Origin of the sequence: Arcanobacterium haemolyticum DSM 20595 (assembly GCF_000092365.1) — a bacterium.
GTDB lineage: Bacteria > Actinomycetota > Actinomycetes > Actinomycetales > Actinomycetaceae > Arcanobacterium > Arcanobacterium haemolyticum.
In genome coordinates this window covers 1,406,207-1,428,726 of record NC_014218.1, presented here as the reverse complement: position 1 = coordinate 1,428,726, position 22,520 = coordinate 1,406,207, and the positions used below count along the sequence as shown (strand labels likewise).

The 22,520-nt window shown below is 52.7% G+C and carries 19 protein-coding genes and 1 riboswitch; of the genes, 15 read left to right on the top strand and 4 right to left on the bottom strand.

Features of this window, described 5'->3' with window-relative positions:
* Nucleotides 1-39: 39 nt before the first annotated feature.
* On the bottom strand, nucleotides 40-2,334 hold the full coding sequence (locus tag ARCH_RS06495; protein ID WP_013170488.1) for a 6-phosphofructokinase: 2,295 nt from the start codon (nucleotides 2,332-2,334) through the stop codon (nucleotides 40-42).
* 145 nt (nucleotides 2,335-2,479) lie between these two features.
* Between ARCH_RS06495 and ARCH_RS06490 the strand changes: the two genes are divergently transcribed.
* The 4 genes from ARCH_RS06490 (at nucleotide 2,480) to ARCH_RS06470 (ending at nucleotide 8,505) form a co-directional block, all read left to right on the top strand.
* A complete protein-coding gene (locus ARCH_RS06490) occupies nucleotides 2,480-4,723 on the top strand; it encodes an alpha-amylase family glycosyl hydrolase (RefSeq protein WP_013170487.1) in 2,244 nt (747 codons plus the stop codon).
* Between the two features lie 106 nt (nucleotides 4,724-4,829).
* Nucleotides 4,830-6,488, top strand: coding sequence for a glucose-6-phosphate isomerase (gene pgi, locus ARCH_RS06485; RefSeq protein ID WP_013170486.1), 1,659 nt, complete (start codon nucleotides 4,830-4,832; stop codon nucleotides 6,486-6,488).
* A gap of 550 nt (nucleotides 6,489-7,038) precedes the next feature.
* Complete coding sequence (locus tag ARCH_RS06475; RefSeq protein ID WP_013170484.1) at nucleotides 7,039-8,034, top strand: malate dehydrogenase; 996 nt, start codon at nucleotides 7,039-7,041, stop codon at nucleotides 8,032-8,034.
* Between the two features lie 114 nt (nucleotides 8,035-8,148).
* Nucleotides 8,149-8,505, top strand: a complete 357-nt coding sequence (locus ARCH_RS06470) for a YchJ family protein (protein ID WP_081440787.1) — start codon at nucleotides 8,149-8,151, stop codon at nucleotides 8,503-8,505.
* Here ARCH_RS06470 and ARCH_RS09960 read toward each other — a convergent pair.
* Both ARCH_RS09960 and ARCH_RS06465 read right to left on the bottom strand, forming a co-directional pair.
* Complete coding sequence (locus ARCH_RS09960; RefSeq protein WP_013170482.1) at nucleotides 8,446-8,709, bottom strand: hypothetical protein; 264 nt, start codon at nucleotides 8,707-8,709, stop codon at nucleotides 8,446-8,448. The two genes, ARCH_RS06470 and ARCH_RS09960, sit on opposite strands and share 60 nt — an antisense overlap.
* 9 nt (nucleotides 8,710-8,718) lie before the next feature.
* On the bottom strand, nucleotides 8,719-10,056 hold the full coding sequence (locus ARCH_RS06465) for a PspC domain-containing protein (protein ID WP_013170481.1): 1,338 nt from the start codon (nucleotides 10,054-10,056) through the stop codon (nucleotides 8,719-8,721).
* A gap of 113 nt (nucleotides 10,057-10,169) precedes the next feature.
* On the opposite strand from ARCH_RS06465, the gene ARCH_RS06460 reads away from it, so the two are divergent.
* From ARCH_RS06460 to ARCH_RS06435, 6 genes are all read left to right on the top strand, one after another.
* Complete coding sequence (locus ARCH_RS06460) at nucleotides 10,170-11,390, top strand: PspC domain-containing protein (RefSeq protein ID WP_013170480.1); 1,221 nt, start codon at nucleotides 10,170-10,172, stop codon at nucleotides 11,388-11,390.
* Nucleotides 11,387-12,055, top strand: a complete 669-nt coding sequence (locus tag ARCH_RS06455; RefSeq protein ID WP_013170479.1) for a response regulator — start codon at nucleotides 11,387-11,389, stop codon at nucleotides 12,053-12,055. Before ARCH_RS06460 ends, ARCH_RS06455 begins: the two co-directional genes overlap by 4 nt.
* Before the next feature lie 9 nt (nucleotides 12,056-12,064).
* A complete protein-coding gene (locus tag ARCH_RS06450; protein ID WP_013170478.1) occupies nucleotides 12,065-12,673 on the top strand; it encodes a sugar O-acetyltransferase in 609 nt (202 codons plus the stop codon).
* A gap of 33 nt (nucleotides 12,674-12,706) precedes the next feature.
* A riboswitch (TPP riboswitch) is annotated at nucleotides 12,707-12,797 on the top strand.
* Complete coding sequence (thiM, locus tag ARCH_RS06445; protein WP_013170477.1) at nucleotides 12,787-13,590, top strand: hydroxyethylthiazole kinase; 804 nt, start codon at nucleotides 12,787-12,789, stop codon at nucleotides 13,588-13,590. Its footprint overlaps the riboswitch before it by 11 nt.
* Complete coding sequence (locus tag ARCH_RS06440) at nucleotides 13,587-14,294, top strand: thiamine phosphate synthase (RefSeq protein WP_013170476.1); 708 nt, start codon at nucleotides 13,587-13,589, stop codon at nucleotides 14,292-14,294. Before thiM ends, ARCH_RS06440 begins: the two co-directional genes overlap by 4 nt.
* A gap of 33 nt (nucleotides 14,295-14,327) precedes the next feature.
* On the top strand, nucleotides 14,328-15,941 hold the full coding sequence (locus tag ARCH_RS06435) for a bifunctional hydroxymethylpyrimidine kinase/phosphomethylpyrimidine kinase (RefSeq protein ID WP_013170475.1): 1,614 nt from the start codon (nucleotides 14,328-14,330) through the stop codon (nucleotides 15,939-15,941).
* Between the two features lie 24 nt (nucleotides 15,942-15,965).
* Here the strand turns inward: ARCH_RS06435 and purU are convergent, their stop codons facing one another.
* Complete coding sequence (purU, locus tag ARCH_RS06430) at nucleotides 15,966-16,826, bottom strand: formyltetrahydrofolate deformylase (RefSeq protein ID WP_187286504.1); 861 nt, start codon at nucleotides 16,824-16,826, stop codon at nucleotides 15,966-15,968.
* 139 nt (nucleotides 16,827-16,965) lie between these two features.
* On the opposite strand from purU, the gene glyA reads away from it, so the two are divergent.
* From glyA to ARCH_RS06405, 5 genes are read left to right on the top strand one after another with little or no spacing between them, the layout of a single operon-like run.
* A complete protein-coding gene (gene glyA, locus ARCH_RS06425; protein WP_013170473.1) occupies nucleotides 16,966-18,249 on the top strand; it encodes a serine hydroxymethyltransferase in 1,284 nt (427 codons plus the stop codon).
* 23 nt (nucleotides 18,250-18,272) lie between these two features.
* Complete coding sequence (locus tag ARCH_RS06420) at nucleotides 18,273-19,124, top strand: bifunctional methylenetetrahydrofolate dehydrogenase/methenyltetrahydrofolate cyclohydrolase (RefSeq protein ID WP_013170472.1); 852 nt, start codon at nucleotides 18,273-18,275, stop codon at nucleotides 19,122-19,124.
* A 47-nt stretch (nucleotides 19,125-19,171) separates the two neighbouring features.
* Entirely contained in the window at nucleotides 19,172-20,044 is an 873-nt protein-coding gene (locus ARCH_RS06415) for an exodeoxyribonuclease III (RefSeq protein WP_013170471.1), read from the top strand.
* Between the two features lie 2 nt (nucleotides 20,045-20,046).
* On the top strand, nucleotides 20,047-21,291 hold the full coding sequence (locus ARCH_RS06410) for a YihY/virulence factor BrkB family protein (RefSeq protein WP_013170470.1): 1,245 nt from the start codon (nucleotides 20,047-20,049) through the stop codon (nucleotides 21,289-21,291).
* A 24-nt stretch (nucleotides 21,292-21,315) separates the two neighbouring features.
* A complete protein-coding gene (locus ARCH_RS06405) occupies nucleotides 21,316-22,422 on the top strand; it encodes a mannose-1-phosphate guanylyltransferase (RefSeq protein WP_013170469.1) in 1,107 nt (368 codons plus the stop codon).
* Nucleotides 22,423-22,520: the final 98 nt, after the last annotated feature.

Below are 22,520 nucleotides of genomic sequence, written 5' to 3'. Positions count from 1 at the left end.
AGCATTTATCAGAACGAGTTTGCTTAAAAACCAGCCGATCTACTGCACGATCGCCAGATCCTCCAACGGTCCAGCGTAGGTTGGATCAGACACCACGTTCACCACGTGACGCAACGGCAACCACCATGGTTCGAACTGCGTGCGCGCCTCCATATCAATCAGATCGCCCATGTGAGAAAGCGGCATAGCCTGGATAACCCCATCAACCATGCCAATATGGAACGAACGTGAGTTTTTAACGCGAGTGCGAAGTTCGTCGTCGAGAACGTTGATCGCAGAATTCACGATACGTGCGGCCATCGTACGATCGAAAGGCGACGGGTTCCCGCCCTGCTGGGCGTGGCCGATAACGGACGTGCGAACATCGAAAAGCTTGTGCCCTTCTTCTTCGAAAATCCGCCCCAAGAAATCGGTGGTGTAGTATTCGGACGCATCCTCATTACGAATCACCAAATACAGGTGACGCCCGTGTTCGAACGCGTTAATCATCCGCTGGGTATCCTCCGCAAGTTGCGGCAACGTGATCCCCGTTTCAGCCAAATACACCTGTTCGGCGCCCGAAGAAATCGCAGAGAACAATGCCAAATAGCCCGTGTTGCGCCCCATCGTTTCCGCAACGAAACACCGTTGCGATGCAGAAGCAGACGTGCGAATCTTATCCAACGTTTCCACGTTCGTATTCAACGCAGTATCTGCACCAATCGCATGCTCGGAACCAGGCAAATTGTTGTCAATCGATGCCGGGATACACACAATCGGAATATTAAACCCAGGATAGCGGTCCTTCTCCTGGCCCATATCGTAAGCCATCTTGTAACCCTTGAAACCGCCGATTACGATGAGCGCATCAAGTTCCGCATTTTCGATCGCGCGGGATAGGGCGTAATACTGATCCACGTCAGGAATCGTGCGGCGGGTGCCAAGCTCGGCGCCGCCATCTTCGGCCCAGCCCTCCACGTCGCCCCATTCGAGAACGCGCGTGTGGCCTTCAAGCAAACCAGGGAAACCGCCGTCGATCCCAATCATCGTGTATCCGCGATCAATACCCAGCTTCACGGCTGCGCGCGCCGCAGGATTCATGCCCGGCGCCAGGCCGCCCGCGTGGATGATACCCACGCGCGGCGAACCGCCATCGCAGCAGCCCGTAGTGTTTGTGGTGGGGGAGGACATGGCTTCGAAAATCGTGATCATTTCGCGGAAAGAAGCGCCACGCGAATCGATCGCGCCTTCCCAGTTGCCTTCTTTCAGGTATGCCTTGACCTTGCGAGTATTCGCTACGGCTTCCATCATGGGCATGCGGACGATCCGGTTGCGTTTTGTGCCGATGATCGTGGGTTGCGTTTCGGGGCCGGCGTTCACCATATCGAGTGCGGCCGTGTAGCCGAGCAGCGTTGGCATCCAGCGATCGTAGGCGGTTGGCTGGCCGCCGCGTTGCACGTGGCCGAGCGATGTAATCCGGGCATCTTCGCCCAGACGTTCTTTGATGACGTCCGCTACTTGCGTTGCCGTGATTGGGTTTCCGGAACGGTCCAGCGCGCCTTCCGCAAGAATAATGAGCGAATCGCGGCGGCCCCGTTCGCGGCCCGTGCGCAGTTTCGTGGTCATGGCTTCTTCCCAGCCATCTTCTGGCGGGAGTTCTGGGATAAACACGTAGTCGCAGCCGCCTGCGATTGCAGACATGAGCGCGAGGTATCCGCACGCGCGCCCCATCACTTCGATAATGAAGGTGCGTTGGTGGGAGGCTGCGGTTGCGGCGATGGCGTCGATTGCTTCGATGATGCGGTGGAGCGCGGAATCGGCGCCGATAGTCATATCGGTTCCCACCAGGTCATTATCGATTGATCCAACAACGCCCGCGATACGTAGGTGCTTGTGGCGTTCGCCTGCTTCCGGGGTAATTTCTCCTTCTTCTACGAGTTCCGCTAGGAGTTCTGGCCAGAATTCGCGCAGTTCATCCGCGCCCGTGAGGGTTCCGTCCCCACCGACGACGACGAGGCGATCGATTCCCCGTTGTGCCAAGTTGCGTACGACTTTTTTGAGCCCGGAGCGCTCGCGGAACTCATCTGATCTGGCCGTTCCGATTGCCGTTCCGCCTTTGGAAAGGATTCCGGAGACTGATGACCAGGAGAGTTCTTGGATCAGATCGCCGCCTTCGATGGCGCCTTTCCAGCCTTCGTGGAGTGCGAACGGGATAGCTCCGGCGTGGAGCGCTGTGCGAACGACGGCGCGAACGACGGCGTTCATGCCTTGGGCATCCCCTCCAGATGTGAGGACTCCGATCTTTGGGCGCTCGGCGCGCTCTGCTTCGCTGAGTTTTGCTGATATATCCAGCATGTCATCTCCTTAACACGGGAAGCGTGTGTTCTCCTCATCTCATTTTGCCACAGTTTCGCGGTTTTTCTTCCGGACTTTGTGCCGTACACCATTTTATGTGGGAGGTACGTTTTACAATGAGAGGCAAGAGATTTGGAGGCAGGTTGTGGTTCGACGTCGCAGGGTTGCAGTTGGGATAAGCGCGTGCGTGGCGCTGGTGGGCGCTGGTTTAGCGGGGTGCTCAAATGGGCAACCAGCTGGATATACGCATTATGATGCTGGATCGCATACGATCAAGGTTCAGGGCATGGAATATCCGCTGGAACTGCCAGGAAAGGCTGATCTGAAGGTTGATGGTACGCAGGTGTTGCCATCTGATTTAGGTGTGGATGCTGCGATTCGTGGGTCTGATGAATCACGTGAGGGAATCTATCGTTCTGATAGCGGCGATGAACAGTTCTATTTCTTGATGACTGATCGTTTTGCCAACGGTGATTCGTCTAATGATGCCGGTGGGCTTGGTGGTGATCGTTTAGCATCCGGGTTTGATCCAACGAATGATGGTTTCTATTTGGGTGGTGATATCAAGGGGGTTATTGACCACCTGGATTACATTAAAGGCCTGGGAACTACCGCAATTTGGATTACGCCACCGTTGAAGAACAAACCTGTTCAGGGTAGTAGTGGCAGTGAATCTGCTGGTTATCACGGGTATTGGATCACCGATTTTACGGATATCGATCCTCACTTTGGCACGAAGGCCGATTTTACTGCCCTAGTGAAAGCTGCTCATGAGCGTGGGATGAAAGTCTACATGGATGTGATTACGAATCACACGGCCGATGTCATATCGCCTAAAGATGGCAATCAATCCTACGTGCCAACAACAATCAAGCCATATAAGGATAAAAAGGGAAATACCATTAACCTCTTTGAGGTTGCAGGCAAGAAAGATTTCCCAGCAATCGATCCTGAATCTTTCCCACATCCGCCGATGGCCGGTAAAGAAAAGAAAGTTCCGGACTGGCTAAATGATCTTAATCTCTACCATAATCGTGGTGATTCTACGTTTAATGGTGAGTCTGTAACCATGGGAGATTTCTTTGGCCTAGATGATTTAATGACTGAAGATCCGCGTGTTGTGCGCGGCATGGAAGAGATCTATCAGGCGTGGATTGGCACAGGTATTGATGGGTTCCGGATTGATACCGTTAAGCACGTCAACATGGAGTTCTGGAAGCACTGGACTCAAGCAATGAAACGCACGGCAAACAAGGATTTCTTCATGTTTGGTGAAGCGCTGGAATACGATACCTCTGCGCTTTCTAAATACGTTCGTGAAACTGATATGGATGCCGTTCTTGATTTCCCCTTCCAGAAGGCTGTTGTGGCTTACGTGAATGGAGGAAATGCTCAAGGGTTGGCGGATCTTTTTGCCCAAGATTCCCGGTATGTTACCGAAAAGTCAACACCACTTGATCTGCCAACGTTCCTCGGTAATCACGATATCGGCCGTATTGGATCAATGCTGAAGGGAAACAAAGTTGCCGCTTCAGTGTTTGCTCACGGGCTCATGTTCACCATGCGTGGCCAGCCTGTTGTCTACTATGGCGATGAACAAGGATTTACTGGAAAAGGCGGGGATAAAGATGCTCGCCAGCCGCTGTTTGCCACCCAAGTACCTGGGTATCAACAGCAAGAACTCCTTGATGGTAGCGCTTTTGGTGCAGGGGAACACATGAACACTGACGCTCCGCTCTATCAAGCAATAGCGAAGCTATCGAAATACCGGAAGGAGTATCCGGCTCTATCAAACGGCTCCCAAATTGAACTTCTTAACAAGGGGAACGTGTATGCATTTTCGCGCGTAGATCCCGATGAGAACACGGAATACGTCGTCGTCGCTAATTCTGCAACGGAACCAATCAAAGAAACGATACCGGTACTTACAACAACGTCGGACTGGTCGCTCGTGCTGGAAGTTGCGGATGGCCAAGTCGCGGTGCCATCGAACGTTGCCAAGCCGCAGGCCACAAGCAAAGCAGGGAATACGGAACTCACTATTGATGTGCCAGCCCAAGGAATAAAAGTGTTCAAAGCGAACCGAAAACTCGAACGCGGGCAAGGCATCACTGGGCTTTCTGGTGTGAAAACCGGCGATTCCTTTATCGAACTCACTGCAGATACCCAAGATCACCGTTACGCAAACACCACCTTCTGGTATCGAATCATCGGAAGCGGAAAATGGATGCCACTCGGCTCTGAAGCCGGCCCAGATCCACGCATTTTCCATGACGTATCCGGATTCAAACGCGGAACCCTGATCGAATATCGGGCAATCACGGATGGCGGGCGCGGGGCATCCTTCACCTATCTCGTGGGCGGCCCTGATCCGCAACCACGCCCATGAAATAAGACCCACGGAATACCAATAAAACTCGCTAAACTAGAGCATGTTTGTGGATTCTGGCCACCACCAGAATCTGACACGCAAGCATAGATAATGGAGGAGAAACATGCCTACCCCAGTAGACGCAACTCAAACAGAAGCATGGAAGAAACTGAGCCAACTTCACTCGGAACTGAACGTTGATTTCCGGGAATGGTTCGCTGCTGATCCAGAGCGCACCGAAAAATTCAGCTTCAGCGCAGGTGATCTGTTCGTTGATCTATCCAAGTCTGTGCTTACCGATGGCATCAAGAAGGCTCTAGAAGAACTTGCCTTCCAGGTGAATCTGGATGAACGCCGTGACGCCATGTTCGCAGGCGAACGCATCAACGTCACAGAAAACCGTTCCGTACTCCACACCGCACTTCGCCGCCCAGAAACCGATTCGTTGGATGTTGAAGGAACGGACGTCGTGGCAGATATCCACGATGTGCTCAAGCGCGTCTACGAATTTGCTAACAAGGTTCGCTCCGGCGAATGGATAGGCGTTACCGGAAAGCCAATCGAAACCGTTGTGAACATTGGCATCGGCGGTTCTGATCTGGGCCCAGTTATGGCCTACGAAGCTCTCAAACCATTCAGGGCAGAAAACATCGAATGCCGCTTCATCTCAAACATCGATCCAACCGATGCTGGCGAAAAACTTTCCGGCCTGGATCCAGAAACCACGCTCTTCATCGTGGCATCTAAGACGTTCACTACACTGGAAACCTTGACCAACGCTCGGATCGCCCGTGCCTGGTTGCTTCGTACCCTTGAAGCGCAAGGAGCGCCAACCGATGGGGCAGTGGCAAAGCACTTCGTGGCAGTCTCCACCGCTCTTGATAAGGTTGCCGAATTCGGAATCGATCCTGCGAACGCGTTTGGTTTCTGGGATTGGGTAGGCGGCCGCTACTCGGTAGATTCCGCCGTTGGTACATCCCTTGCCATCGCGATTGGCCCGGAAAACTTCGCAGAATTCCTGGCTGGCTTCAACAAGATGGATCAGCACTTCGTAAACACTCCAGCATCGCGCAACGTGCCAGTGCTCATGGGCCTGCTCAACGTGTTCTACGTGAACTTCATGAAGGCAGCAACGCACGCTGTTTTGCCATACGCACAGTACCTCCACCGTTTCCCGGCTTACCTGCAGCAGCTCACCATGGAATCAAACGGTAAGCGCGTTCGCTGGGATGGGACGCCAGTTACCTCTGAAACCGGTGAAGTGTTCTGGGGCGAACCAGGCACGAACGGCCAGCACGCCTTCTACCAGCTCATCCACCAGGGAACTCAGCTCATTCCAGCCGATTTCATCGCCTTCGCTAACCCAACCTATGCGTTCAAGGATGGGGACGCCGATCAACACGAACTCTTCCTAGGTAACTTCTTTGGCCAAACCAAGGCTCTGGCCTTCGGTAAGACCGCCGATGAAGTCCGTGCAGAAGGCACGCCAGAAGAAATCGTCTCGGCACGCGTGTTCGAAGGTAACAAGCCAACCGCGTCCATCATGGCTCCAGAACTCACACCATCGGTACTCGGCCAGCTCATCGCTCTCTACGAACACATTACCTTCGTTCAAGGCATCGTATGGGGCATCGATTCCTTCGATCAGTGGGGCGTAGAACTTGGTAAGCAGATGGCCAAGCAACTTTCCACAGCAGTAGCAGGCGATAAGGCTGCTCTGGCCGCACAGGATCAATCCACCCGTGCGCTCATCGAATACTACCGTGCACACCGCACCAAGTAAGCGGTCCTAAACGATGCGTGACCCGCATAGCCGCCGCTATGCGGGCCACGCATCTGGTTTACTATTTCACACCATGGCGTTTTAATCTTGGCGTTTTACACCCTGGTGCTTAGCTCCTGGTGTTTAGGCGCGGGCGCTGTGCTTCATCGATTGGGTGCGCACCAGGTTTGGCCACAACTGGGATGCGTAATAATGGCGAAGACGCGGCATGAAATTCCGTACCTGCCCGGGGTTTTGAGGCAAAATTCCTCAAAGAAACAGGCGCATAGGCTACCGTCAGGATAAGAGCAGATTCAACCATAGCAACAAGCAGATCGCCAAGCATAATGCTTTACCTCGCGTGAATTCATCGAACTGACGGGACTTTGGGATAAGTTTACTCCTCGAAACGCGGGAAAATGGGGTGATAGGTGGAATGACGACGTAGACATCCGGGACTAAATGCCACACAGAATCGTTCCTGATGGCGGTAGGCTAGCGGTGTGAGAATTCATCTCGCTCGTCCATATAACATGGCGCTCGGCGCCTTACAAACATAGGAGTTATCTACATGGCTGAGCTTCGTACTCCGGTTACCGTCACCGTCACTGGTGCAGCAGGCAACATTGGTTACGCCCTTCTGTTCCGTATTGCTTCTGGCGCTTTGCTGGGCAAAGATGTCCCAGTTCGCTTGAACCTTCTTGAAATTCCACAGGGCCTCAAGGCTGCTGAAGGTACCGCAATGGAACTTAACGATTGCGCCTTCCCACTCCTCGAATCCGTGAACATCTTCGATGATGCCAACAAGGCTTTCGAAGGCACCAACGTTGGTCTTCTTGTTGGCGCTCGCCCACGTACCAAGGGCATGGAGCGTGCAGATCTTCTTGCCGCAAACGGTGGCATCTTCGGCCCTCAGGGTAAGGCAATCAACGATAACGCTGCGGACGACGTTCGTATCCTCGTTGTTGGTAACCCAGCAAACACTAATGCTCTCATTGCAGCTCACAACGCTCCAGATGTTCCAAACGAGCGTTTCACCGCTATGATGCGTCTTGACCACAACCGTGCAATCTCCCAGCTTGCTGAAAAGACTGGCGCTAAGGTTTCTGACATCAAGAAGATGACCGTGTGGGGCAACCACTCCGCAGATCAGCACCCAGATGTTTCTTGGGCAACCGTTGCTGGTAAGCCAGCAACCGAACTTGTTGATGAAGCATGGCTTGCCGATTACTTTGTTCCAACTGTTGCTAAGCGTGGCGCTGCCATTATTGAGGCTCGTGGCGCTTCGTCGGCAGCGTCGGCAGCTTCGGCAGCAATCGATCATGTCTACAACTGGGTTAACGGAACCCCAGAAGGCGATTGGGTTACCCCAGGTATTTGGTCTGATGGTTCGCACTACGGTGTTCCAGAAGGCCTTATCTTCGGTTTCCCAGCAGTCTCCGAAGGCGGCGAATGGAAGGTTGTTGAAGGTCTCGAACTATCTGAATCCACCAAGGCTGGTATCGAACGCAACGTTAAGGCTCTCCAAGAAGAAGCTGATGCCGTTCGTGAACTCGGTTTGATCTGATTTCTGACGTAGTTCTCTGAACTGATCTTTTATCCGGGAACCTGCGTGAAAGCGCCTCTATGAGAGGGCTCGTGCAGGTTCCCGGGTTTTGTTTGTGGTTGTAATATGGGGTATATGGTTACTCAATGCCCATGTGGCGATGGATTATATAAGGATTGTTGCGAACCGTTGCATGATGGGATGCGGGTTGCGCAGACTCCTGAGGAGTTGATGAGATCGCGTTATTCCGCCTATGCGTTGAAACGTGATAATTATGTTTTTGCCACGTGGCATCCGCGAACCCGGCCCACTGACGTATCGTGTACGGGTATTGAGTGGGCCAGGTTACGAATTATTGATACGAAAGCTGATCAGGTTGAATTTGAGGCGTCCTATCTTGACGATGGTGTGCCAGGGATTATGCGTGAACGATCAGTTTTCGTTCAGCGTGCTGGGCGTTGGTTCTACCTCGATGCGTTGAGTATCGAATAGAGGAGTATCTGTGCTGAGTGATGCTAAGGTCTCTTGTTCCTTCTTACTGGGGAGAAGAGCAGCAAGAGTGCAGGCCGCGGCGAACATGAGCAATAGCATCACCGCAAGAGTTGCTCCGTCTAGTTGGGTTCCTGTTCCTTGCAAAATCGCAATTGCTCCAAGTGTAGTCATGATTGTTCCCCACAGGAATGTTCCGATTTTCATGGTGTCCTCCTATTTGCTTTCGCTGGGTGTTTTCTTGAGCTGTTCGATGATGAACGCAGCATCGTCCTTGCCATTGAGAGTTTCAGCAATTCGGACTGCGCCTACGGCATAGTTAATGGCGATACGGCGGGCATGGCCAGGATTTTCTAGTGCCGCTGGGCTTGTGATCGTGACGTGTTTTTGGATTGTTCTGTTGCTACCTAACTCAGGGTTAAAGTTGCGGTCAACATACCAATCGTGCATATCGATCTTCTCATCGGGTTTGATATGAGTTTTCATTTCGTCAGTTGTTCTTGAATGTAAGAACGGTGTTTCGGTTGTGAACGATGAGTTATCAGTGGATATCTTCCATCCGCCAAGATCATTCATACTAATGTTTCCCGTGATTGTAATATCAAGTACCACAGCATTAGTACGATCTACCACGAACGTTGAATCGCCAATAATCCCACTGATGTCAGTGTTGTCAGGAAGCTGATCCACATATCGAGTTGTGTTATCGACGACGCCTGATGAGGACGTAGACGAGTTCGAGAAGAACCGTGCATGAGGATCATTCATGAGTTTTGCTGGTGCGACGAATGACAAAAGAATGAGTGTAATAACCGGGAACGCAAGAAGAGTGGCAACAAAACTGAGCCATGTACTGCGTCTCTTGCGTAATCCTGCCCATGCAATTCCAAGGCCGAGGATGCCAAGTGCAGTGCCAAGGACGATGAGTGCTGATGCCATTGTGCGTGGTAGGAACAACATAAGGAGTGCTGCACTGGTTGCAGCCAGTGCAAGAGTGAGCAGAATAAATGCTCCAGATAGGGCAGGAACACGTAGCCGTGGAGTACGCACCGGAATCGGTTCAGGAGTGGGGGATGCTGAGGTGGATTCGTACGCCATCGTGTTTTCAGATGTGTGGAATTCGGGAGACGTATGGAGTTCTGACGGCTGGTGATTTTTACGTAAAAGAAGAATAACAAGAATAGTTATGACAATGACTGTAAATAGTGTGGAAGCGAATCCTGAGAAAAAGAATGCATGGTGGTGCCATTCTTGGAAAGAGATCCATAAACCAACTGCGATGACACCGATACTCGCTGCGAAACCGCCAGATACGCGGCCTTCTACAGCATTTTCTAATTCAATGTGATTATCAGGATCATGTGGGATAAGTAGCCATGCTACTCCGTAAGCGATCACGCCCAGCCCACCAAAGAAGCATGCAATAAAGAATGCGATCCGTAAAAGGATGGGGGAAATATTCCATCGATGTGACAATCCGGCGCAGACGCCACCGAGATATCCATCATCTGTACGGCGCAGAGGTTGGTTCCTCAAACGAGTGAAAGTGTTCATGAATCTATCGTGTCAAGGACGAACGAAATTATCTATGAGGGAACCCCCTGAAAGAACCCTGATTCTTGAGGAAGAGGTGAGCCTGTATAGCAAGGGTATGTGAAGATAGAAGTATGAGAGCAGAGCACGATTATTCCCATTTGCGGGCTCCCGGTGTAAAAGAGCGTCCCGAATTCGTACGCCGTTCGCCACGCATCGTGGCTGGCGTAGCGCGGGGGCTAAGCGTCCATATAGGAGGCCATGTAGCAACCTGGCGTTGGGCCTTTGCCCTTGGCACGTTTATGTTCGGTTTAGGCGCACTGATTTACATCGTGTTGGCCGTTTCTGTTCCAAAAGAAGGATCTAAGCCAGCGAAGAATTCTCGGATCGTACCAGAGCTGAACGATTCGAGAGAAGAAAAGCACGTTAACCGCCCATTATTTTTGACCGCAGGAATCTTACTCGTTGGCGCCTTAGGAATTTATATTTCTCAAGGGGGCTATGGTGTTTCCGGTAGTCATTTCATGATCCCATTTTTGATCATGGTAGTAGGAGCTGGAATCGCTTGGTCCCATCCAGTGGGAGATGAATCTGCTCCGATTACATGGACGATCATCGGAGGACTCATCGCGATCGTTGGTGCTTTGTTGATGATGGGAACGTATTATGGCGCTTATCAAACTATTGCGGGGCTTAGCGTGGGCATTGCCGTGCTGATAACGGTAAGTATCATCGTAGCGCCAGTATTACTGCATAACCGCACCCGGTTGCGTGAAGAATACGCAGAACGTATCAGGGAATCTGAACGCGCGGATATCGCAGCTCATCTACACGATTCAGTACTTCAAACCTTGGCGCTCATTCGCTCGCGTGCGGAATACCCTGAGGAAGTAGCAACGCTTGCTCGCGCTCAAGAACGCGATCTACGCAAATACCTCTACTCTGATCGGAGCACAGAAGGAACATCTGTTGCCGACGATATAACGAAGGTTGCTGCAGACATCGAAGATCGATTCCATGTACCTGTTGATGTGGTAACAACTGGAGATGCCATACCGTCGCATCACACGCACGCACTGATTGGAGCAACGCGAGAAGCAATAACAAACGCGGCAAAACATGCCTCAGGAGCGATCTCCGTCTATGCCCAATTAAGTGACGAAACAAGCGAAGTTTTTGTACGAGACCGCGGGCAAGGATTCATCCCAGAGGAGATCCCAGCAGATCGCGCCGGAATTCGTGATTCAATCCGCGGACGAATTGCTAAAGTTAATGGGGAAACAGACATACGTTCTCCTCTTCCAACAGGCGGAACAGAAGTACGTATCAAGGTATGGAACGGAAAACACGAATGAGTCTACGAATTTTTATTGTTGACGATCATGCGCTTGTTCGTGCAGGAGTTATATCTCAGCTCGAACCGATTGCCAATATGGACGTCACTGGCCAAGCCGAATCCGTTGACGACGCGATTACCCAGCTCACTACGCTAGAACCTGATGCCGTTCCTGACGTGGTCTTGCTCGACGTCCACCTACCCGGTGGAAACGGTGGAGGAGGAGCAGAAGTTGCCCGCCGTGTGCTTGCAGCTGGAGTAAGTACCCGATTCCTTGCCCTTTCTGTGTCCGATGCAGCCAACGATGTGGTGGCGGTTATTCGAGCCGGCGCTCGCGGATATGTAACGAAGGCTGTGAATGTTGATGAACTTGTGGAAGCCATTAAGCGCGTGGCTGGGGGAGACGCGGCATTTTCACCACGGCTAGCAGGTTTTGTTCTGGATGCATTCGGTTCGCAAACAACTGATATTGCAGAACGTGATGAAGAACTTGATCGCTTATCTGAACGCGAACAAGAGGTGATGCGTCTTATCGCTCGTGGGTACACGTATCGTGAAACTGCCACAGAACTGTTTATTTCTATCAAGACTGTGGAAACACATGTTTCTGCTGTTCTACGAAAACTCCAGCTGTCCAATAGGCATGAACTATCGCGGTGGGCAGCACTACGCGGAATCGAATAAGGAGAAAATATGACGCGCGATCAAGAACTTTACAACCGGATGCTTCATGGAGATCTCTACAAGCCAGAAGGCGAAGCATTTCGTTCGGTGTATGAACATGCCATGGAATGCCAAGATAGGTTTAACTCCCTCCCATCCGCAGATTGGGAATCGCATTCGGCTATCCTTCAGGATTGGTTGGGCTATGTGGGAGAAGACGTTGTGATTCGTGCTCCACTCTATGTGGATTATGGAAAACATACGTCGATCGGTGCAGGGACTTTCATCAACTACGATTGTATTGTGCTTGATGTCGCGCCGATTACCATTGGTAAAAGATGCCAAATCGCCCCACGCGTCCAAATCCTCACTGCATGGCATCCGTTAGAACCGACGCTACGTGGTGAAGGCTGGGAAGCAGGCAGCCCGATTACGATTGGCGACAATGTGTGGCTAGGAGCAGGAGCAATTATCCTCCCAGGAGTAACCATTGGAGATAACAGCGTAATCGGTGCAGGCGCAGTTGTGAACAAGGACGTGCCAGCCAACGTCGTAGCAGTCGGGAACCCAGTGCGGATTCTCAAAGACCTTCCTGAAGATATGTGTGCGAAGGACGTGATCCCGCCTCACCTGCTCTAATAAGTCGAAAAAATCGACAACATCAGATACATTAAAACCACCACGGGGTGCCATACATGGCTGAGAACACACCCGAAAACCTGATCTCGATAATGCGAGCGGAGGAATGGAAGATGAGCGATAGCTATACCCACGCCATCATAGCTGCATGGCGTACTACAACCCACAACCATCCACTGGTTCAGTGCCTAACCAACACGGTAGTTCAGCAATTTACCGCCAACGTTTTACTTGCGGCAGGGTGCGCACCGGCAATGGTGGATGCTCCTGATGAAACTCGCGAATTTGCGGGCATCGCATCTGCCATTCTCATTAATGTGGGAACAATAGCCCCGGCCCAACAATTAGCAATGCTACAAGCTGCCGATTCTGCGAACAGAGCAGGAACACCGTGGGTTCTTGATCCTGTAGCGGTTGGAGCCCTTTCTGTTCGAACCTCCCTTGCACACCAGCTACTAGAATATAAACCAGCAGTAATCCGCGGAAATGCCTCAGAAATCATTGCTTTAGCTGGCGGTGAAGGTGGCCGTGGAACCGACGCCACTGATGATGTAGCAGCCGCTGAACCAGCCGCTCGATCCCTCGCACAACAGTTAGGTGCAATCGTTGCAGTTTCTGGAAAAGAAGATTTCATTACTGACGGGATTAATGACCGCCGGTGCAACAACGGCCACGAATGGCTTACTCTAGTCACTGGTGCAGGATGTTCGCTGGGTGCATTGATCGCCGGTTACGTTGGTGCTAGCCCGCGTGAAGATTGGCTCGACGCCGTCACAGCCGCACACGTTGTTATGGGAATCGCCGCGCAACGCGCCGCCGAATCTGCACAAGGACCCGGCACGTTTGCAGCCAGCCTGGTTGACGCAATCTACAATACAGCCGCTGAAACGTTCGAATCTCTGGCGCTCGTATCATGAAACGCGCAACGCCACGCGGCGGAATCTATCTTGTGACGGATCCAGGGCTGAGCATGGCCCGGATCGGAGTGCCCTATCTTCCAGATAGCAACGATTGGTACCAGCAGGCGATCTCCGAAACCCTGAAAACATGTAAAGCTGCAGCAGACGCCGGTGTTACCACCATCCAGTTGCGCTGGAAAAATGTTGACGCCCGGTACTTATATCAGCTCGCTCAAGAAGTCTGGGACATACTTCGAAACACGCACGTCCAGATCGTGATTAATGATCGAGTTGATGTGTTTTTGGCGCTCCAAACGAAAGGAATCTATGTTCATGGCGTCCATATCGGGCAAACAGACATTCATCCACGTATCGTTCGCGATCTGATTGGCGAGCGGCCATTTATCGGTTACTCGGCCGCTACGCCACAAGAATTACAGGAAGCCAACGAATTAGACGTCATCGATTGGATCGGTTTAGGAGTAGTACACGCCACTGCAACGAAAACAGATGCCCCAAAACCGCTTGGTATCGATGGAATGATTGCCGCCGCGGGTACTGCGCGCCTTCCTGTTACAGCTATCGGAGGTATTGGAAAACGCGACGTAGCAGCACTTGCCGGCAACGTTCACTCCGCTGCAGTAGTCTCCGCGATTGTTTCTGCCACCAGCCCCTATGAGGCAGCCCATGAACTCGTCTCAACCTGGAACGCCGCAGCTTGATCTTGCGGATTATTACAATTTTTTAAGGAAAACATGTCTATTCCTCGTATCCTCACCATTGCTGGAACTGACCCAAGTGGCGGCGCCGGCGCTCAAGCAGACATCAAATCGATCACCGCCACTGGTGGTTTCGCCTATTCGGTTGTCACCGCGATCGTTGCCCAAAATACTCAAGGTGTGCGCAGCATTTTTTCGCCGCCACCATCCGTTATTCGTGACCAGCTTGAGGCGTTGAACGACGACGTCGTTATCGACGCAGTTAAAATCGGGATGCTCGGCAACACCGGCTACATCCAGATTGTCGATGAATGGCTAGACGGCCATAAGCCGCCGATCGTCGTCGTCGATCCTGTCATGGTTGCAACGTCAGGAGACCGTCTGCTTGATACGGAAGCCGAAGACGCCCTCAAAAATATGTTGCACCACGCAACCGTGGTCACCCCGAATATCCCTGAACTCGAAATCCTTGCGCAACTCGCGCCTGGAACGATACAGAACCACTCTGACGCGATCGCTGCCGCGCAAAAACTTGCGCGGGACATTAACGCAACTGTGCTCGTGAAAGGTGGGCACTTGACGGAACGAATCGTGACGAATGCGTTGGTTGATGCGGAAGGCGTGATTACGGAAGCACACACGGAACGTGTTGATACAGACGCCACTCATGGAACAGGATGTTCACTATCAAGTGCGCTCGCCACGCGGCTCGCGGCGGAAGGAAACGCAACGCGCGCACTCGGATGGGTAACCGACTGGCTTCACGAAGCAATCAGTTACGGAGAAAAACTGCAGGTGGGAACGGGACACGGCCCAGTGGATCACTCGCACAAACTGCGTCGAATGGAAGCCTCCATCCCCGCACAACCATGGCTACCGGCGCCAACGCCACTCGCCACGCCAGAAAGCGCACGTGCCACGGACGTCGCTCAAACGCGAATCTTCCGTCAGAACGGAAAACCAACTGAATGGGACGTGCGTACACCGCGAATCGCGCCAGCCGGCCCCTGGACAACGCTCCTGTGGAACGCAACCCAAGACGTAGTGGAAGATACGTGGGAACTGCCATTCATCCAACAACTCGCGGCCGGAACGCTCCCATACTGGCAATTCACCGCATACCAACGGCAAGACGCGCTCTACTTAGATACGTATGTACGCGCGCTGGCACACCTCGCGGCCAGAGCAACCGAGCCCGCCGACGTTGCCGCCTGGGCACAAAGCAGCGCCGAATGCGTGATCGTGGAACAAGAACTCCACCGAAACTGGCTCACCAAACATTCCGATGCCATCCCAGAATCGTCCTACGCCATGAGCCCCGTGACCACCGGATACACGGACCATTTGCTGGCACGGACGTCAACGGATCCGTACGTGGTTGGCGTGGCCGCCGTGCTCCCGTGCTTCTGGATCTATGCGCACATCGGCGAACTCCTAGCCGAAGCGAACACGCCAACCCACCCATACCACGAATGGTTATCGATGTACTCTGATCAAGGATTCATCGACGCCACCGCACACCGGATCCGCCTGATGGAGAAAGCGCTGGCCGGTGCTACGCCGGAGGAACGTGCGGCGGCGCTGCAGGCTTACAGCGTTGCCGCCCGATGGGAATGCGAATTCTTCGATCAGGCGCGGCGGATGCGGTAGCTGCGCGCGGTTTGGGGAAGGGGCTTACCCAAACACAACCGTGCGCAGGCCGGCGTGAAGCACGCGGTGTTCGGCGTGCCAGCGGACGGCGCGGGAGAGAACCTGGCGTTCGACTTCCGCGCCCATGGCCTGCAATTCTGTGACGTCATGGGCGTGGGATACGCGCGCCACGTCTTGTTCGATGATTGGGCCTTCGTCCAGGTCAGCAGTGACGTAGTGGGCGGTGGCGCCGATGAGTTTGACCCCGCGGGCGTGGGCTTGCGCGTAGGGGCGGGCGCCTTTGAAGGATGGCAGGAACGAATGGTGAATGTTGATGATTTTTCCGGCGAGTTTTTCGCAGATGGAATCTGAGAGGACTTGCATGTAGCGGGCCAGCACAACGAGTTCCGCGCCGGTTTCTTCCACGAGTTTGAGGAGTTGGGCTTCGGCTTCGGGTTTTGTATCTTTCGTCACAGGAATATGGGTGAAGGGGACTTCGTAAAATTCGGCGAGCAGCCGCAGAGTTTCGTGGTTGGAAACTACCGCTGCCACGTTCAGTGGCAGGCGACCTTCGCGTTGTTTTGCCAGAAGATCGCTTAAACAGTGGGGTTCTTTGGAGCACATGATGATGGTTCGCATTGGGCTTGCGTCCGAAATTGTGTAGTCCATGTTGTAGCGGGCTCCGAGCGCAGCGAACGCGGCATCGATTGTGGGGCGGCCGCCTGGAACGTCCGCTTGGAGCCGAATATAGAAGCGATCTTGGCTGGGATCGCGGTATTGCTGCGATTGCGTCACGTTCGCGCCTACTTGGGTTAGAAGCCCGGTTACGGCGTACACAATGCCCGGCTGATCTGGGCATGAGATTGTAAAGATGAGTGAGTGTGGGGTGAGCATCGTGTTTTCCATACGTTTATTTTATGTTCTTTTTGACGACGACGCCGTTGCCCACGTTACGGTCTTTCTACGTGATACGAAAATGTGTGGGAGGAGCTCGGTAGGCTAGTCTTGTAAGCATCTGTAATGGACGTCCTGGAGGAGGCCGTAAGTGGTAGATTCTTTTAATCTTTCGCTAGCTGAGTTGGATCCTGAGATTGCTCAGGTTTTGGATGATGAGTTGGGGCGCCAGCGTGCCACACTCGAAATGATTGCATCAGAAAATTTTGTGCCGCGGGCAGTGTTGCAGGCACAGGGTTCGGTGTTGACGAACAAGTATGCAGAAGGTTATCCGGGGCGCCGCTATTATGGCGGTTGTGAGCATGTTGATGTGGCCGAAAACCTGGCCATTGCTCGGGCAAAGGAACTTTTTGGGGCGGCTTACGTGAACGTTCAGCCGCACGCGGGTGCTCAGGCTAATGCGGCGATTTATCATGCGTTGTTGAGCCATGGCGATACGGTGATGGGGATGTCGCTGGCTCATGGTGGGCATTTGACTCACGGTATGAAGTTGAACTTCTCTGGTAAGAACTTCACCATCGTTTCGTATGGTGTTGATCCTGAAACCTATCTGATTGACATGGATGAGGTCCGCCGGTTGGCGTTGGAGCATCGCCCGAAGATGATTATCGCTGGCTGGTCTGCTTACCCACGCCACGTTGATTTCGCGGCGTTCCGTGAAATTGCGGATGAAGTTGGTGCTTACTTGTGGGTTGATATGGCGCACTTTGCTGGTTTGGTGGCTGCAGGCGTGCATCCAAGCCCAGTTCCGTATGCTGATGTTGTAACAACCACGATTCACAAGACCATCGGTGGTCCACGTTCCGGCATGATTCTCTCACGTGATGAATCGTTGGCAAAGAAGTTGAATTCGGCTGTTTTCCCAGGTCAGCAGGGGGGCCCGCTCATGCACGTGATCGCTGCTAAGGCGATTGCGTTGAAGTTGGCTGCAACTCCTGAATTCAAGGATCGTCAGGAGCGTACGCTTCGCGGTTCGAAGATTATTGCTGAACGTTTGGTTGCTGACGATGTGGCGTCGAGGGGCGTTTCGGTACTGACCGGTGGCACGGATGTTCACTTAGTGCTGGTTGATCTTCGCGATCATGAACTGAATGGCCAGGAAGCTGAAGATTTGCTTCATCGCATTGGCATCACCACGAACCGGAATGCTGTTCCATTCGATCCACGGCCACCAGCCGTCACCTCTGGCCTCCGTATCGGTACTCCTGCGTTGGCTACTCGTGGTTTCCAGGATGACGATTTCGCTGAAGTCGCCGATATCATCGCGGTAGCTTTGCGTGACGGAAAGGACGCGGATATTGAGGCGTTGCGCGCGCGAGTTACCGCGCTCACCGATCGGTTCCCGTTGTATCCAGAACTGGATCAAACCCACTGAGGAAAAGAAGGGAATACGCGGCGATGAATACTCCAATAAAAATGGATGGTAAGGCCACCTTGGCCCAGATCAAACAAGAACTGAAAGAGAAAGTCGCCGGGATTCCTCGCACGCCAGGTTTGGCAACAGTTCTTGTTGGCAGTGATCCCGGTTCGCAGGTATATGTGAACATGAAACATAAAGATTGCCATGATGTTGGCATCGCATCGATCAGGGTAGAACTGCCGGAAGATTCGTCCACCGCGGATGTGCTTGATGCGGTTGGGAAGCTGAACAATGATCCGGAATGCTCCGGATTCATTGTTCAGCTTCCCCTCCCGCGTCACATTGATACAACAGCCGTGTTGGAAGCGATCGATCCTGATAAGGATGTGGACGGGCTGCATCCCGTGAACATTGGGCGTTTGGCGAATGAAACGCCAGCGCCAATCGCATGCACACCTATGGGAATCGTTGAACTCGGTAGGCGTTATGGTGTGCAGTGGGCTGGGGCTAACGTATGTATTGTTGGCCGCGGAACTACTGTGGGTAAGCCACTCGCGATTTTGCTTACATCGCGCAGTATTAACGCCACTGTGGATGCGTGCCACCATTCCACCAAGAATCTGGCGGAACATACATTGCGTGCGGACGTTATCGTTGCGGCTGCTGGCGTGGCTCACATGATTACTCCTGACATGGTACAGCCAGGTGCAGTGCTATTTGATGTTGGTGTTTCACGTGTAACCGATACGGAAACAGGCAAGAGTCGCATGGTAGGGGACATCCATCCAGATGCTTTCGCTAAAGCTGGGTGGTATTCGCCAAACCCTGGTGGGGTTGGTCCAATGACTCGTGCGATGCTTTTGAGTAATGTGGTCGATTCTTGTCTCTAAAACCCGTAAAATTTAATCTTGAATGATTAAACATTGGGGAGGAAAAGATGCTGGTAGCTACATGTAATGTGAATGGTATTCGCGCCGCCGTGCGCAAAGGATTCCACGAATGGATAGCAGTAGTCTCTCCAGATGTTCTCCTCTTACAAGAAGTTCGGGCACCAGAAGAACTCGTTCCCGAACTTATTGGCGAAAACTACACCGTGATCCAGCAGGCCTGCGATATCAAAGGGCGTGCTGGCGTGGCCATCGCGGTGAAGAAGGGTGTAGATGTTGGGCGCATCAGCATCGGGCTCGGATCTGATCTGCCAGATTGCGAACCTGATACTGATGCCCTGGCCTCCTGGGATCGGCCGGCCGAACCTCCAGTTGATACCGGCCGGTGGATAGAAGTAGATATTCCGGCGTACAAAACAACCTTTGTCAGTGCCTATCTGCATTCAGGTACGGCTACCGATCAGGCAAAAATGGATGCCAAGTACGCTCACCTTGATCGAGTCACCACCCGCCTTGCCCAACTGCGAACAAATCGTTCGGAAGAGCTGCCACATATTCTTGTTGCAGGTGATTTCAACATCGTTCACACAGAACGCGATATTACGAACTGGAAATCGAACCACAACAAAACAGCTGGCGTGCTTGATCCGGAAATTGCATATGTTGATAAGTGGACGGAAACGATGGGCTACATCGATGTGCAGCGTTACCTGATCGGTGATGAACAAGCAGAGTACACCTGGTGGTCGCAACGCGGAAAAGCCTTTGACAACAACGTGGGATGGAGAATCGATTACCACCTTGTGGATCCTGACTTGGCGCAGCGAGCACACTCCCTGCGAATCGACCGAGCCGAAAGCTATGATCAGCGCTGGTCTGATCATGCTCCGTTGATCGTTACGTACGATGTTGAAGGAGCATAACCGTGTGGGAACGGATCAACGCAATAATCACGTGGATTTATGAACTGCGCTTCATGCGTGCCTACGGCCGATACGGATGGGCTAGAGGGTATCTGCTAGCTGGCGGAATCGCCTATTCGGCGTTATTTGCCATCGCTGGTGCTCTCACGATCGCTTTCACTGCGTTCTCATACACGTTGGGTGGAAATAAAGAATTACAGCAGACTCTGTTTGAGACTGTAAACTCATCGCTACCAGGCATCCTGAAACTTGATGGTTCGTCGTCTGGCCTCCTGGATCCGAACGATCTCATTATTGAAAACCCAATCAATATGGCATCGATTATCTCGTTGCTCGTCTTGTTATGGTCGGCAGCATCATTAATGACTGCTCTACGTATTGCCATTCTTGGCATGTATGGGATTACGTATTTACCACGTCCATTTGTGAAGGCTAAACTACTGGATCTTTCCGGTGCTCTCATGATCGGCATTGGTGCTCTAGTCACAGTTTCGCTGGTCACCGTTTCAACTCAGTTCTCTGAAATTGTTCTTGACTGGATGGGCATACCAGGCGTTGTTGGTAATTACCTTATTTATATAGGTACACTGCTTATCGCGCTTCTTGTGGACACTGGCATCTTCATGTTCCTCTTTAGCGTGATGTGTGGCGCTCATCCACCGCTGAAAGATCTTGTACGAGGATCACTATTGGCCGGCGTAGCGTCGTCGATCCTGCGAATCCTCGGAACTACCGTGGTATCGTCCGTGTCAGAAAACGCGCTTCTTGCGCCGTTCGCAGCGATCATTACCCTGCTTATCTGGGTAAATCTTCTTGCGCAAGTAACTCTGGTTGCCTCCGCCTATGTAGCAAATCCGCCAGCCCCAGGCGAACCAACCAAATCGCAACTGGAGCACGCGGAAGAATATCCAAACTATGTTACACAAACGGTCAAACGTACCCTGGAGTGGAACTTCGATCCGATGACGGGCGTTATTGCGCCAAGCCCAACTGATGATCAAGAAGATCTCCTTGCGCCACCATGGTCTGGAATTAAAGCGGCGTGGATGAAACGAAAGATCGCGAAAGTTGAAGACAAGGTCACTGACGCACAACGCGAACTCGATGCCGCGCGCCACGCCTACGCACAAGCAGCCTGGGATGCTTACAGCAAAAAGTCCACCCCGACCACGTCGGATAAACTCGCACAAGCAGATCCTCAGGACGTTGGGAAACGTTTAGCCCGCGAACAACGCGACTCTGAATAAACCAGCACCAGGAAACGGGGAGCCATGAACCGAATGCACGCAATCATCCCAGCAGGTGGAGCCGGTACACGACTATGGCCGGTATCGCGGGAAAAATCGCCAAAATTCCTCAAAGATCTTACGGGTGCTGGCAAGAGTTTGCTGCAACTCACCGTGGAACGGCTGGAGCCTATCGCGGGGAGCGACGTCACGGTGGTGACGGGCGCAACGCACATGCCCGGCGTCGTGCGGCAATTACCGCAACTCAACGAATCCCAATTTATTGCCGAAACGCTCCCACGCGATTCGATGGCTGCGATCGGACTCGCTGCAGCGGTGATACGTGAGCGGCACGGCAACGTGGTTGTTGGATCGTTCGCAGCCGATCACCTGATCGCACAACCAGAAGCCTTTACACAGGCTGTGTCCACGGCAATCGAATCAGCGATGCGCGGATACGTCACCACAATCGGAATCACGCCCGAATCGCCCGCAACTGGCTTCGGATACATACGTATCGGCGATCCACTTGATGACGTGTCTGGAGTATGCCATGTTAGCGAGTTTTTAGAAAAACCGGATCTTGAGACAGCAACCCACTACGTGAATACCGGAAAATACGTGTGGAATGCAGGAATGTTTGTTGCTCAAACGGACGTGCTTCTTGCGGCTTTGCAGAGATACCAACCCGAACTTCACGCTGGAATCATGGCTATTGCCCGGGCATGGGATACTCCAGAACGTGACGTGATTGTGGACGAAATCTGGCCGGGACTCAAGAAAATCGCCATCGATCACGCAATTGCTGAACCACTTGCTGCGGAAGGTGGCGTAGCGGTTGTACCAGCGGATATGGGATGGACTGACGTTGGAGATTTCGCCGCTGTGAAAGACGTCTTGGCTCAGCAATACCCTGACGAAAGCGTGATCGCGCGCGGAAATGACGGGAAAGAAGCGCAACCCGTTCTTACCCAATCGGCGCGAGACTGCTTGGTCATTACGCATGATAGGGCAGTGGCATTGGTGGGTGTTTCTGGACTTATCGTGGTGGATACCGACGATGCTGTGCTGGTTGCGGCACAGGACGCGGCGCAAGATGTGAAAGTGATCGTGGACCAGCTGAAGAGGGCAGGGCGGCAAGAGCTGGTTTGACATATTCGATAAAAGTGTTCAGAGGGTAAGATCCAATAATCCGCATGGTGAGACGTGAAAGTGTTATCTGAGTCATCATGTGGTTTCCGACCGTTGGT